This is a genomic window from Adlercreutzia sp. ZJ473 (genome assembly GCF_013185065.1).
Classification (GTDB): domain Bacteria; phylum Actinomycetota; class Coriobacteriia; order Coriobacteriales; family Eggerthellaceae; genus CAAEEV01.
Map to the genome: position 1 here is coordinate 44,213 of NZ_JAAVTO010000012.1, position 13,211 is coordinate 57,423.

Sequence of the window (13,211 nt, forward strand, 5' to 3'; positions counted from 1 at the left end):
CCTTCTCCTGTGTGAAAAAAATGAGCCCGGGCGTTCAGGCCCGGGCTCATTGTACCTAACTTCGGAGAGCTTGCGGCTCGCAACGCCGCCGCGCTCTCCTGCGTTTCGCGCTCACATGCCCCTAGTGCGCCATGTCCTTCTCGGTCAGGCGGCCGCGGAACGTGCGGTAGATCACCACGTGGTAGACCAGAACGAGCGGCAGGCCGATGCACAGGATGATCGTCATGTACGTCAGCGACAGCTCGGAGGCGCCCGCGCTCATGAGCGTGATGGCGTCGCCGACGCTGCCAGCGCTGGCCACCACGAGGTTCGGGAACATCGAGCACGCGAGCAGGCCCACGAGGCACAGCGCCGCGGCTGACTGCGCCAGGAAGGCGAGCAGGTCGCTCCTCTTCCCCGCCACGAAGGCCGCCACGAGCGCCGCCACCACGAGCGCCGCGAACAGCACGCGCAGGATGCCCAGCTCGGGAGCCATCTCGGGGGCCACGCCGCCCGCCAGCGCGAACGCGCTCACCACGACGAACACCGCGAGCGCCGCAACCTGCAGCGGCATGCGCAGCTTGGCCGCGCGCGAGCGCAGCTCAGAGCCCTCGGGGGTCTTCAGCGCCAGCCAGCTCGCGCCCGCAGCCATGAACATGACCAGCCCGAGCACGCCCGTGAGCAGGGTGAACGGCGTCACCAGGCCCAGCAGCGGAATGCCCGCGTAGTCGCCGTTGGCGTCCATCGGGATGCCCGCGAAGATGTTGCCCACGGCCACGCCCAGAAGCAGCGCCGGGAGGAGCGACCCCAGGAAGAAGCACACGTCCCACAGCTTGCGCCACGCGCGATCGCCCGCCCAGAACTCGAACGACACCGCGCGCACGATCAGGCCGAACAGCACCAGCATGACCGCCAGGTAGAAGCCCGAGAACGTGGTGGCGTACGCCGCCGGGAACGCCGCGAACAAGGCGCCGCCCGCCGTGAGCAGCCACACCTCGTTGCCGTCCCACACCGGCCCGATGGAGCGCCGCGCGACGGCGCGCTCCTCGTCGTTCTTGGCGACGAAGGGGTACAGCACGCCCACGCCCAGGTCAAAGCCGTCGAGGATGAAGTATCCCGCAATGAGGACGAAGATCAGGAAGAACCACAGCACGCTGAGAACGGTCATTATCGATCGCCCCCTTCCTCGGAAGCCTTCGCAGAGACTGCTTCGCCGCCCGCGGCAGGAGCTTTCGCGGCAGCTGCGCTCACGAACGAGCCCGCGGCGCTTGCGGCGACGGCCTCGACGTCGGAGTCGTCCTCGACGGGGCCGGCCGCGATGAACTTGGAGATCACGCGCGCCCAGCCGACGAACAGCAGCAAGTACACGACCAGGAACAGCACGACCGTGATGAGCAGCTCGACCGGCGTGACCGAGGCCGACGTGCCGTCCGCGGTGAGCAGGGACACGCCGTCAGGGCCGGTGGTCGAGGGGTACACCACGTAGGGCTGGCGACCGAGCTCGGCGGTCATCCAGCCGCACTGGATGGCGAGGAACGGGAACACCGGGCAGATCAGCAGGAGGTACTGCAGCCAGCGCATGCTCTTCACCCGCGCGCCCTTGCGCGAGAACACGAGCGCGAGCACCACGCACAGCGCGATGGCGCCGAACATGGCCACCATGAGGTGGTAGGTCTGGAACACGAAGTTCACCGGCATGGTCTCAGGGTCGATGTCGGCGTACTTCTCGGTCTGCGCCAGGTCGTTCAGGCCGGGGAACTCGGTGTCCCACGTGCCGGTGGCCAAGAAGCTCGTGCCGCCGGGGATGGAGAAGGGCGCGAGCACCTCCTCACCGCTCTCGTCAACCCAGCCGAACGCGTACAGCGGCGGGGCCTCGGACTCGTACATGCCCTCCATCATGGCGAGCTTGGTGGGCTGCTCCTCCGCGACGATGACGGCCGAGGCGTGCGCGGTGCCCAGCATGACGCAGGTCGCCACGATGCCCACGACGGCGCCCACGCGCATCATCTTCATGGCGGCGCCCTCGTGGCGCTTCTTGATGAGGTACCACGCGGCCACGGCCATCGAGACGAACGCTCCCATGATGAGCAGGCTCACCACGGTGTGCCCGTAGCGCGACAGCGTCGAGGGGTTGAACGCGGCGGCGAAGAAGTCCGTGATCACAGCCTGGGTGCCGTCGGCGGAGAGCTCGGCGCCCGCGGGCGTCTGCATCCACGAGTTGGCGATCAGGATCCAGAGCGCGCTCAGGCACGAGCCGAACCACACGAGCCACGACGACGCGAGGTAGAACTTCGGGCTCACCTTCTTGCGCCCGAACAGGAGCACGCCCAAGAACACCGACTCCAGGAAGAACGCGAACAGGGCCTCGGCAGCCAGCGGAGCGCCGAAGATGTCACCCACGAAGCGCGCGTAGTCGGCCCAGTTGGTGCCGAACGAGAACTCCATGGTGATGCCCGTGGCCACGCCGATGGCGAACGTCGCCGTGAAGATCTTCACCCACATGCGCGCGAGCGCATCGTCCTCCGCGGACTTCGTGCGGTACGCCTTCGTGGCGAAGATGGCCATGATGAGGCCGATGCCAATGGTGATTGGCACGAAGATGAAGTGATAGCTTGCCGTCAGGGCGAACTGCAACCGCGCCAGCAAGACCGGATCAGCCAAGAAATCCATGAACCCCCTCCTTACCTTTCCTCAATTGCTACTAACTGAGTAACATTGTAACCTCTCGGCGCATCGTTAAGAAGCACGATCAACGTTTTTCTGAGCGAATGTTGCCGAGATGTTGAGGGGCCGCGCCCGGCGAGCCGGAGAGCCGCACGAGGGGCGGACGGAAGGCGGGCAGCGCAGGGGGCGCGAGGACGCGGGGGCGGGGCTGCCGCCGGTTCGCGCGCGGGGCAAGCGGAGACACGGAGCTCAGGCGAAGGGAGGACGCGAACACGGCGTGGTACACTGTCGGGTATGGGCCTTTACGATGACATCCTCGCCTTCGAGCCGTTCAACGAGCAGGAGGCGGCCGACAAGCCGGTGATCCTGCGCGCGCTGCGCGAGGACCCGGCGTGCTTCGAGCGCGCGGCGCAGGCGCACATGGCGTGCTCCATCTGGGTGGTCGACCCCACGTTCACGCAGACGCTGCTCGTGTACCACAACATCTACGACTCGTGGAGCTGGATCGGCGGACATGCCGACGGCGAGCGCGACCTGGCGCGCGTGGCGCTGCGCGAGCTGGAGGAGGAGACGGGCGTGGCGGGCGCGCGGCTTCTGCCGTGCGGGCCGGGCGGCATCTACTCGCTCGAGGTGCTCACGGTGGACGGGCACGTCAAGCGCGGCGCCTACGTGAGCTCGCACCTGCACTTGAACGTGACGTACCTGGCCGTGGCCGACCCCGCCGAGCCGCTGCGCGTCAAGCCCGACGAGAACAGCGGCGTGCGCTGGGTGCCGCTGGGAGACGCCATCGCGCTCTCGACCGAGCCGTGGATCCGCGACCGCATCTACCGCAAGCTCATCGACAAGCTGCCCGCCGCGCGCACCGCCAGCGGCCTGCTCTAGCGCGCCGCCAGCAGCCTGCCCGAGCGCATCCCGCCCCGCTCAGGCAGCGCGGCCCGCTCGGGCGCGCGCCAGCAGCCCACTCGGACGCACTTCCTTCGTCTTAGCCCTAGTAGTAGCGGTAGTACGCGGCGCAGCTTCCCTCGCTCGAGACCATGCAGGGTCCCACGGGGTTCTCAGGCGAGCACACCGTGCGGAACAGCGGGCAGTCGCTCGGGGGCATGATGCCGCGCAGCACGTCGCCGCAGCGGCAGCCCTTGTGCTCGACGGTGGGCTCCACCTCGGGCGCGAAGCGGCGCATGGCGTCGAAGTCGGCGAACTCCTCGCGGATGCGGTAGCCCGACCCGGGGATCTCCCCCAGCCCGCGCCACGTGGAGGCGCAGGTCTCGAACACCTCGTCGATGGCGGCGAGCGCCACGGGGTTGCCCTCGGGCATGACGCCGCGCGCGTACGCGATCTCGATCTCGGCGCGGCCCTCGTGCAGCTGGCGCATGATCATGGCGATGCCCTGCAGCACGTCAACCGGCTCGAAGCCCGTGATGACGCCGGGGACGCCGTACTTCTCCGCGAGGAAGCGGTAGGGCTCGGCGCCGATGATGGTGCTCACGTGCCCCGGCAGGATGAGCGCGTCCACCTTGAGCGCCGGGTCGTTGATGATGACCTCGAGCGCGCCGGGCATGTTCTTGTGCGCGGCGTACACGCTGAAGTTCGCCAGGCCCGCCGCCTTCGCGCGCTTGATGGCCATGGCCACGAGCGGCGTGGTGGTCTCGAAGCCGACGCCCACGAACACGATCTGGCGGTCGGGGTTGTCTTGCGCGAGGCGCAGCGCGTCGAGCGGCGAGTACACGATCTCCACCGAGCGCCCGGCGGCCTGCTCCTGAAGCAGGCTCGAGGTGGAGCCCGGCACGCGCGTCATGTCGCCGAACGTGGCGATGGTCACCTCCGGCACGCGCGCGAGCGCGATCACCTTGTCGATGTCGTGGTTCGACGTCACGCACACCGGGCAGCCCGGGCCGCTGGCCAGGCGCGTGCCCTCGGGCATGAGGCCGCGGATGCCGTTGCGCGCGATGGCCACCGTGTGCGTGCCGCACACCTCCATGAGCGTGGCGCCCGCCGGCGCCAGCGCGCGGATGGAGCCGATCAGGCCCCGCGCCAGCTCGGGGTCCTTGAACGCCTTGAGCTCTGCTCGCAGGTCACCCATTTCTCACGCCCCCGCGACGGCGATCTGCTCTTCGGAAACCCCCAGGTCCTCGCCTACGAGATCGGGGAACTGCCTGATGAGGTCAATGGTTTCCAGCGCGAACTGCTCGTCGACCACCTCGATGGCGAAGCCCGCGTGCACGAGCACGTAGTCGCCCGCGCCCGCCTGCGGCGTGAGGTCAACCGAGATGGAGCGCGTCACGCCCAGGATGTCGACCGTCGCCAGCCTGCCGTCCTCGATCTGGGTAATCTTCGCCGGAATCGCCAAGCACATGTCTGCCTTCTTTCACCCTCCGGTGTCGCGCGCGGAGGAACGTCACATCGCCTTCGTTTTCGCCCATGCTACCACAGCCTGGCCGAGCGAGACGCTTCCGTCGTTGGGCGGCAGGTCGCGGCTGATGGCGACCGTGAAGCCCGCGTCCTCGAGCGCGGACAGCGCGTGCTCGACCACGTAGCGGTTCATGAACACGCCGCCCGCGAGCACCACGGTCTCGATGCCGTACAGCGCGCGCACGAGCTCGGCCGCCTGCGCGACGGCGCCCACCACGGCGTCGTGGAAGCGCCGCGCGATGACCGGCACGGGCACGCCTGATGCCACGTCGTCGAGCAGCGCGCGGAAGGTGGGCTCGGCGTCGAGCAGGACCACCGAGGTGTCCTGCGCCGTGCTCGCCTCGGTGGCCGTGTTCTTCACGACCGCCACCGCATAGCGCTCGGCGGCGTCCGCTTCCGCATCGCCGGAGGCATCCCCTTCCGCGAGGTCGCCGATGGCCGCTTCCAGCAGGCACGCGCCCTCGCCCTCGTAGGCAGGCTCCGCGCAGACGCCGAGCAGCGCGCTGGCCGCGTCGAACAGGCGCCCGACCGAGGAGGTCAGCGGCGTGTTGATGCCCTGCTCGATCATGGCGTCGCAGATGCCCGCCTGCGCGCCGAGCGCCTCGAGCGCCGGCGCGGCGCCGGGGTGGTCCAGCAGGTCGAAGGCCCACAGCACGCCGTAGGCCATGCGCAGCGGGTGCTTGATGGCCGCCGCGCCGCCCGGCATGGGCACGTAGGCGAAGTTGGCGAAGCGCTCGAACGCCTGCAGGTTCGCGAGCATCACCTCGCCGCCCCAGATGGCGCCGTCGACGCCGTAGCCCGTGCCGTCGAACGCGATGCCGCACACTGCGTCGCGCAAGCCGTGCTCGGCCATGACCGCAGTCACGTGCGCGTGGTGGTGCTGCACCTCCGTCACGGGAAGCGCCTGGCCATGCGCCCACTTCGACGTGAGGTACTCGGGGTGCAGGTCGCAGGCGACCACGGCGGGCGCAAGCTCGAACAGCTCCTCGTAGCGCTGGCGCGCCGCCAGCCACGCGTCATAGGTCTCGGCGTTCTCCATGTCGCCGACGTGCTGCGAGACGAACGCCTCGGCATCCTGCGCGCCCTTCTCGCCTGCGCGCAGGAGCGTGAAGGTGTTCTTCTGCTCCGGCCCCGTGGCGAAGATGACGGGCGAGCCTCCGTCAGCGCGGCAAGGCCGGGCGCCACGGGAAGCCGCGGCGTCGGCTTGCTCCGCCTGTCCCGCGAGGGCGAGCGGAACCGGAAGCGGCGCGTAGCCGCGGGCGCGGCGGATGAACTGCACGGCGTGCCCCGCGCTGCCCGCGCGGATCACGCGCACCACCGAGTCGTCGAAGCGCGTGAGGATGTCGCGGTTGTTCCCCAGAAACGCGTCGGCCACGTCCGCCAGCTTCGCGTAGGCTTCCTCGTCGCTCACCACGATGGGCTCGTCGTGCAGGTTCCCCGAGGTCATCACCAGCATGGGAGGGAGGGCGCCGCCTTCCCCCGCCCCGGCGGCCCTGGCGGCTCCGGCAACCCCGGCGGCCCCAGCAGCCCCGGCGGCACCTGCGCCCGCCTCCGCCGCAGCGGCGAAGTCGTGCATGAGGAGGTGCTGCGCGGGCGTGTAGGGCAGCATCACGCCGAGCTCGCCCAGGCCGTCGGCGAGGCGCGGCGCGAGGCGCGCGCCCGCGCGCTTGCGCAGGAGCACGATGGGCCGCTGCGCGCCGGTGAGCACCGCCTCCTCCACCTCGTTGACCTCGCACACCGCGCGCACGTCGCCCACGTTGGCCATCATGACCGCGAACGCCTTGCCCTCGCGTCGCTTGCGCGCGCGCAGGCGCGCCACCGCCTCGGGGTTGTTCGCGTCGCATGCCAGGTGGAAGCCGCCGAGGCCCTTCACCGCCAGGATCTTTCCCGCGCGCAGGAGCTCGACCGCCCGCGCGAAGACGGCGTCGCTCTCCGCGCGCGTCCGCCCCTCCGAGATCAGAAGGTCGCCTTCTCGCCGACGAGCAGGCGGAGGGCAGGCGCCTGTCGGAGCCGCAGCGTCAGCCTCGTCCGCTTGCCGCCAGGCAAACGAGACAACGGGGCCGCAGTCGAAGCAGGCGTCGGGCTGGGCGTGGAAGCGGCGGTCGAGCGGGTCGGCGTACTCGGCGGCGCAGCGGCCGCACATCGCGAAGTCGCGCATCGACGTCTTCGCGCGGTCGTACGGGAGCCCCTCGATGATGGTGAAGCGCGGGCCGCAGTTCGTGCAGTTGATGAACGGGTAGCGGAAGCGCCGGTCGTTGGGGTTGAAGAGCTCGCGCAGGCAGTCGTCGCAGGTGGCGAGCTCGGGCGACACGAGCGTGGTCTGCTCTGCCGCGGCGGCGTCCGAGAAGCGGATCTCGAAGCGGTCGAAGTCCTCGAGCGGCACTTCCCTAAGCTCGATCTGCGTGACCTGCGCGGCGGCCGGCGCGTTGTCCGAAAGCTCCAGCACGAACTCGTCGAGCAGCTTGCCCTCGCCTTCGGCGTGGATGTGGACGCCGTCGGTCGCATTCAGAACCCAGCCGTTGATCAGGTACTTCTTCGCCATGCGATACACGAAGGGGCGGAACCCCACCCCTTGGACGATGCCCTGGACGTGTATGTCGAGCGCCTCTACCACAGCCGCGCTACTCGGCCTCTGCAGGCGCGGGCGCGGGGGTCACCACGGCGGTCACGCCCTCGACCTCATGCGCCTCGGCGCCCGCCGCAACTGCCGCAGCCGCCGCCGCAGCAGCCTCGGCCTCGGCAGCCGCGGCCTCCTCGGATTCGCGGTCCTCCGCAGCCGCGGCCTCCTCGGCCAGCGCGCGGTCGGTCATGATCTCGGTGATCGTCTCGTGCACCACCTGCGCGAGCATGCGCAGCGTCACGCCCGAGTTGTCGGGCAGGTGCAGGTGCACACAGCGGCGCCCGCGGTTCGCCAGCGTGATCAGGTCTCCCGACGCCTGCGCCTTCGCGAGCGCGCCGAGCGACTCGGCCTCGCGCGGCAGCGGGATGTCCTTGAGCTCGTCAGCCGACAGGATCAGGAACACGCCGCAGTTCGGGCCGCCCTTCTGCAGCTGGCCGGTGGAGTGCAGGTAGCGCGGGCCCACCTCCAGGCACGACACCACGCCGAACGCCTCGGCCACGCCGTGGCGGATGGCCTCGAGCGCCTCGCGGCGCCCCTCGCCCGTGAACGGCAGAAACGCGTTCAGCGCGAAGAAGTCGCCCGGCTGGACCGACGAGAGCAGCGCGTAGAGGCTCGAGCGCATGTCGTCGCAGCCCTCGAACATCGGCGCCTGGCGCACCTCGACGGTGCCCATGTGGATCTCGTCGGTGAAGTTCTCCTCGTAGTCGGGCGCGGGCTGGCCCTCGCGCAGGATGTCGAGCACCACGGCCTTCGCCGACGCCACGTCAGGCTGGTCGAACGGGCACACCTTCATGAGGTAGCCGCACATGGCGATGGCGTACTCCCACATGACGAAGTGCTCCGCGAGCTCCTCCACCGAGTCGATGCGGTAGTTCTGGCGCGGGATGGACGAGTCCACGTAGGCGAGGCTCATCTCGAAGTTGCGGCGCTCGTCCCACAGGTCGGTCTTGGTCTGGTACATGATGACGCTGCGGTCGCCCGGGTCCTCGGTCAGGAGCAGCGAGTCGATCTCGATGTTGGGCAGGATGCCCTGGCCCTCCTTGCCCACCGACTCGGCGACCAGCTGCTCGATCCACAGGCCGAGCACGCGCCCGCGCTTCGGCGTGAGGAACGAGAACTTGTTGCGCCCCGCATGGTAGTTGTCGTACAGAAACGCCGCCAGGTTGATGGCCGGGTTGTCGATGGCGTCCTCGCTGCAGCGCTGCTCGGCCTCCACGGCGTGCTCGATGAACGCGTCGAGGTCGATGCCCGCGAGCGCCGCAGGCAGAAGCCCGAACACGGAGAGCGCCGAGAAGCGCCCGCCCACGGTGGGCTCGCCGGAGAACACCGCGCGCCAGCCTTCCGCCTTCGCCTGCTTCTCCAGGTCAGAGCCCGGATCCGTGATGGCGACCAAGTTCTTCGCCACAGCCTCCTCGCCGATCTGCTTGGCGAAGCTCTCGCGCAGCGCGCACGAGAGGAGACGCGGCTCGATGGTGCCGCCGCTCTTCGACGAGATCACGACCAGCGTGGTGGCGGGGTTGCACGCCGAGAGCAGTTCGCGCATGCGCACCGGCGAGTCGGAGTCGAGCGTGCGGAACTTGACGCGGTTGGAGTCCTGCTTGTTGTACTTGGTGATGGTCATGGGAGCCTGCGTGGAGCCGCCCTGCCCGATGAGCACCACCGTGTCGTACCCGTCGGCGACCACCTCGTCCGCGAACGCCTGGATCTCCTTGATGTCGCACTGCGGATGGCTGGCCAGGTCGGCCCAGCCCATGAAGTTCTCGGCGCACTTCTGCGCCTCCTCGGAAAAGTCGTACAAGGTGGCGTCCTTCGCGAAGATGCGGCTCGCCACGCACTCCTTCACCAGCGTCTTCGCTGACGGGTAGAGCTTCTCCATTTCTCCGGAAATCATAGGTTCCTTCTTCTCGAGGCGCCCCTCTCCCCTGCTTTCCCGGCAAGAGGCGCAAAAAGACCAAATTATGGAATTGCGGACATTCTAGCAAAGTACCTGCACGCGGCCTATTTCAAGCCCTGCGTGTGGCGGTTCTGTGAAACGAGAGGCAGCCCGCAGGCTGCCTCTCGTCACTTGATGCCGCTTTCCTGGCTGTTCGCTACCGTCCTCGCGGCTTCGCGACCTTACAGCCCGAGGGCCTTCTTGAGGGCGCTCACGCGGCGGCGGGACACGGGGATCTTCTCCTCCACGCCGTTCAAGGTGAGCAGCAGCGTGCCGCCGGAGACCGACTCGATCTCCTCGACCAAAGACAGGTTCACCAGGTACCCGCGGTGCACGCGGAAGAACCCGTGGCCGTCCAGGCGCTTCTCCAGCTGGGCCAGGCTCACCGTGGAGAAGTAGCGGTCGGTGTCGGTCTGCAGGTACGCGTAGTCGTCGCGCGCCATGACGAAGCGGATCTTGTCGATGCCGATGAGGATCTTCTTGCCGCCCTTCTCAACCGGGATGCGCTCGGACTTCTGCGCCTGCATGTGCAGCGACACCTGCTCGCGCACGCGCGTGATGGCCTGCGCCAGGCGCTCGGTCTCGACGGGCTTCACCAGGTAGTCGATGGCGTTCACCTTGAACGCGTCAAGCGCGTGCTCGCTGTATGCCGTCACGAACACGACCGCCGGGGGGAACTTGAGGTGACGCAGCGCCTCGGCCAGCTGCAGGCCGGTTGCCTCGGGCATGTTCACGTCGAGGAACATGACGTCACAGGGGTATTCCTTCAGCTTCTCGATGGCCTCGCGAACGCTGGCCGCCTCGGCGACCACTTCGACCTGGCCGACTTCATCTAAGAGGAAGCGGAGCTCTGAGCGCGCAGGGGCCTCGTCGTCAACGATGATTGCCTTGAGCACGTTTGCCTCCAAACACGGTACGGGAACGTAAAACTTCTTTCGTATTATAGAGCAGAACAACGCCTTTCGCCGAAAAAGCATGGCGATTTGTGTAGTTATTATGATGCTCAGCCAACGAACGCGGATGCCGCTCGCGGAGAGAATGCGCCCGCTCGCTTCCGAATGCCCGCCGTTCGCCGCGCCCGCCTGCGTGGGGCGGATGCGGCGGGGCTGGGCGGGCGCGCCGGGAGGCAGGTGCGGGCGCGGGCACGCCGGGGAGCATGCTCGCCTGCGCCCGGCGCGCCTGGCGCACTTGCCACGCGCTTGCGCCGCGCCCGCGCGCTTCGCGCTAGCCGAGGTCGAGCTGCTGCAGGTCGAACAGCGCCAGCGCGTAGATCTTGAACGCGGTCTGCAGCTGCGCGACGCTCACGGTCTCGTCGGGGCCGTGTATGCCGCCGGCCCACGCGGGCATCTCGAGCCACGGCATCTCGGGGCCGAAGCTCGCGCCGCGCGTGAACTCGCGCGCGTACGTGCCGCCGCCGATGGTGAACGCCTCGCGCGACTCGCCGGTCACGTCGTTGTACGCGGCGAGCAGCGCCTGGATCTCGGGCGTGTCGGGCTCCACGAGGAACGGCTCCATGAGCAGGGTCCGCTCGAACGTGGCGCCGATGGGGTCGGTGAGCGCCGTCAGCGCCGCCGTGATCTCCTCGGGCGTGATCGACGTGGGGAAGCGGGAGTCCATCGTCTGCACGAGGCGCCCGTCGGAGAGCGCGATGGTGCCGCCGATCACCGTGAGCGGGCCGAAGTAGTCGTCGGACGTCGCGATGCCTACGCCCGAGCCGTCGGTGGCGCCAAGAAGGCGCTGGTCGAAGGCGAGGAAGGCACGCTCGGCCTCGTTGCACAGCGCGTTTTCCAGCAGGTAGTCCACGATGAGCGCGATCGCGTTCACGCCGGTCTCGGGCATGGCTGCGTGCGCGCTCTTGCCCGCGGCCTCGATGCGCGCGAGGCCCGGGCCCGCCGACGTCACGGTCAGGCGCTCGGCGGCGGGCAGGCTCGCCGCGTCCGCCCTCACCACCGCATGCGCCTGCCCCGGCACCGCGTTGGTGGCCGCCCCGCCCTCGAACTCCACGATGACGCCGTCGCCGAGCGGCGCGCTCGTGATGCGCGCGTCGAAGCCGCCCTTCTCGCCGTAGCACACGGGGAACTCCGCGTCAGGCGTGAACAGGAACGTCGGGTCGGCGTAGCGCGCGCGGTAGTAGGGGACGTCGCCCATGCCCGACTCCTCGTTCGCGCCGAAGAGGAAGCGCACCATGTGGCGCAGCGGCAGGCCGAGGCCCGCGAGGAAGCGCATGGCGTGCAGCGCCACCACCGAGGGGCCCTTGTCGTCGAGCACGCCGCGCCCCACGAGGCAGCCGTCCTTGACCGTGACGTCGTAGGGCTCGAAGCTCCAGCCCGGGCCCGCCGGCACCACGTCCATGTGCCCGATGATGCCGATCTGCGTGCCGGCCGTGCCCCCGAGATCGGCGAACCCCATGTAGCCGTCGACGTCGCCCGTCGCGAACCCCATGCCCGCGGCGATGCCGAGCACCGCGTCGAGCGCGGCGCGCGGCCCCGGGCCGAAGGGCGCGCCGGGAGCTGCCGCGCCAAGGTCCTCGAAGCTCGGGATGCGCACCAGCGTGGTGATGTCCTCGAGCATGGCGGGCCAGTTCTCTTCCACGTACTTCTCTGCGGCGGTCATGACGTCGTTGCGTTCCATGGCTTTCCTTTCGTCGGAGTGTTGCGGCAGGATGGTGCAGCGGGATGGTGCGTCGGGAGCGTTGCGGTAAAGCGTCAGCGGAGCATTGGCAGAGCATCGGGGGGCGTTGCGGCGGTGCGTCGCGTCAAGCGCTGCGGCCGAATGCCCGTCAGGGCATCGCGGTGGAGCGTCGGCGGCGAGGCGTTGCGGCAGGCACGGCACGAGCGCCGCGCCACGAGCGCTGCGTTGCAAGCGCTGCGCCACAAGCGCCGCGTCACAGGAGCCCGCGTTGCAAGCGCTGCGCCGTGAGCGCCGCGTTATAAGCGCTGCCCTCCATTATGGCGGCTCGGCGCCGGAAAAGCACGGAAACTTATCAAAGTAAACGCAACGCCCGTGAACGTTGCGTGTTTCCCGAGGTAGGCGCAACACTTTGGTGCTGATTGCGTGGCTGGTCCTAGGCAGAGGCCATGTCAGGGGGCCGTTTAGGAGCGTTGCGGTTTGTCTGAGGGCATGCTGACGCAAGCCCTCCCGTGAGGGCTTCAAGACTAAGCGCAACGCATCGCCTTGCTCTTTTGGCGCTACCTCAGACGGGTCAGTGGCGGCTCCCCTCGCTTGGCGCGCTCTATGTCGAGGATCTCGGGCTTGAGCATCAGCTCATCGCGGTTGACCCCATAGATGCCGAAGGCATCGAGCAGGGCGTTTGCATCGTCGTCGCCGTAGACGAAGCGCAGCATCTGTATGGGCGACTTGCCGCCGAGGGAGGCGCGCGGGTTGGAGTTGACATGGCTCATGAGGACCACCATGTCAGCGCAGGCAAGCTCGTCGAAGATGAACATGCCCTTCTCCAGGATCTGGCGGATCTCGGTGTGGTCAATCCCTATATTTAGGACCTGTTTTCGGGCATGCTGCGCCATGCTCTCGTCTCATGAGAGCATGCTCCTGGTGTATATTGTTCGCGTCGAAGGCTAGATCGAGTACATCTCGCCGTTCTTCACC

The 13,211-nt window shown here is 68.6% G+C and carries 10 protein-coding genes; 1 reads left to right on the top strand and 9 read right to left on the bottom strand.

What is annotated here, in order from left to right; all coding sequences use genetic code 11:
• Positions 1–121: 121 nt before the first annotated feature.
• Entirely contained in the window at positions 122–1,147 is a 1,026-nt protein-coding gene (gene cydB / locus HRL41_RS03905) for a cytochrome d ubiquinol oxidase subunit II (RefSeq protein ID WP_172135639.1), read from the bottom strand.
• A complete protein-coding gene (locus HRL41_RS03910) occupies positions 1,147–2,649 on the bottom strand; it encodes a cytochrome ubiquinol oxidase subunit I (RefSeq protein ID WP_172135640.1) in 1,503 nt (500 codons plus the stop codon). Before HRL41_RS03910 ends, cydB begins: the two co-directional genes overlap by 1 nt.
• 288 nt (positions 2,650–2,937) lie before the next feature.
• Between HRL41_RS03910 and HRL41_RS03915 the strand changes: the two genes are divergently transcribed.
• Positions 2,938–3,525, top strand: coding sequence for an NUDIX hydrolase (locus tag HRL41_RS03915; protein ID WP_172135641.1), 588 nt, complete (start codon positions 2,938–2,940; stop codon positions 3,523–3,525).
• A 106-nt stretch (positions 3,526–3,631) separates the two neighbouring features.
• On the opposite strand, the gene hypD is transcribed toward HRL41_RS03915, so the two are convergent.
• The 7 genes from hypD to HRL41_RS03950 form a co-directional block, all read right to left on the bottom strand.
• Positions 3,632–4,723 carry a hydrogenase formation protein HypD gene (gene hypD / locus HRL41_RS03920; protein WP_172135642.1) on the bottom strand — a complete coding sequence of 364 codons (1,092 nt, stop codon included), beginning with the start codon at positions 4,721–4,723 and terminating at the stop codon, positions 3,632–3,634.
• Positions 4,724–4,726: 3 nt separating this feature from the next.
• Positions 4,727–4,996: a HypC/HybG/HupF family hydrogenase formation chaperone gene (locus HRL41_RS03925; protein WP_172135643.1), complete on the bottom strand. Its 270-nt coding sequence runs from the start codon at positions 4,994–4,996 to the stop codon at positions 4,727–4,729.
• A 42-nt stretch (positions 4,997–5,038) separates the two neighbouring features.
• Positions 5,039–7,666 carry a carbamoyltransferase HypF gene (locus HRL41_RS03930; protein WP_172135644.1) on the bottom strand — a complete coding sequence of 876 codons (2,628 nt, stop codon included), beginning with the start codon at positions 7,664–7,666 and terminating at the stop codon, positions 5,039–5,041.
• 7 nt (positions 7,667–7,673) lie between these two features.
• Positions 7,674–9,563 carry a glucose-6-phosphate isomerase gene (locus tag HRL41_RS03935; protein WP_172135645.1) on the bottom strand — a complete coding sequence of 630 codons (1,890 nt, stop codon included), beginning with the start codon at positions 9,561–9,563 and terminating at the stop codon, positions 7,674–7,676.
• Positions 9,564–9,787: 224 nt separating this feature from the next.
• The gene (locus tag HRL41_RS03940; RefSeq protein WP_165047174.1) at positions 9,788–10,501 is read right to left on the bottom strand and encodes a LytTR family DNA-binding domain-containing protein; all 714 of its coding nucleotides are present in this window, start codon (positions 10,499–10,501) and stop codon (positions 9,788–9,790) included.
• 328 nt (positions 10,502–10,829) lie between these two features.
• On the bottom strand, positions 10,830–12,236 hold the full coding sequence (locus tag HRL41_RS03945) for a Sapep family Mn(2+)-dependent dipeptidase (protein ID WP_172135646.1): 1,407 nt from the start codon (positions 12,234–12,236) through the stop codon (positions 10,830–10,832).
• Positions 12,237–12,793: 557 nt separating this feature from the next.
• Positions 12,794–13,129, bottom strand: coding sequence for a hypothetical protein (locus HRL41_RS03950; RefSeq protein ID WP_172135647.1), 336 nt, complete (start codon positions 13,127–13,129; stop codon positions 12,794–12,796).
• Positions 13,130–13,211: the final 82 nt, after the last annotated feature.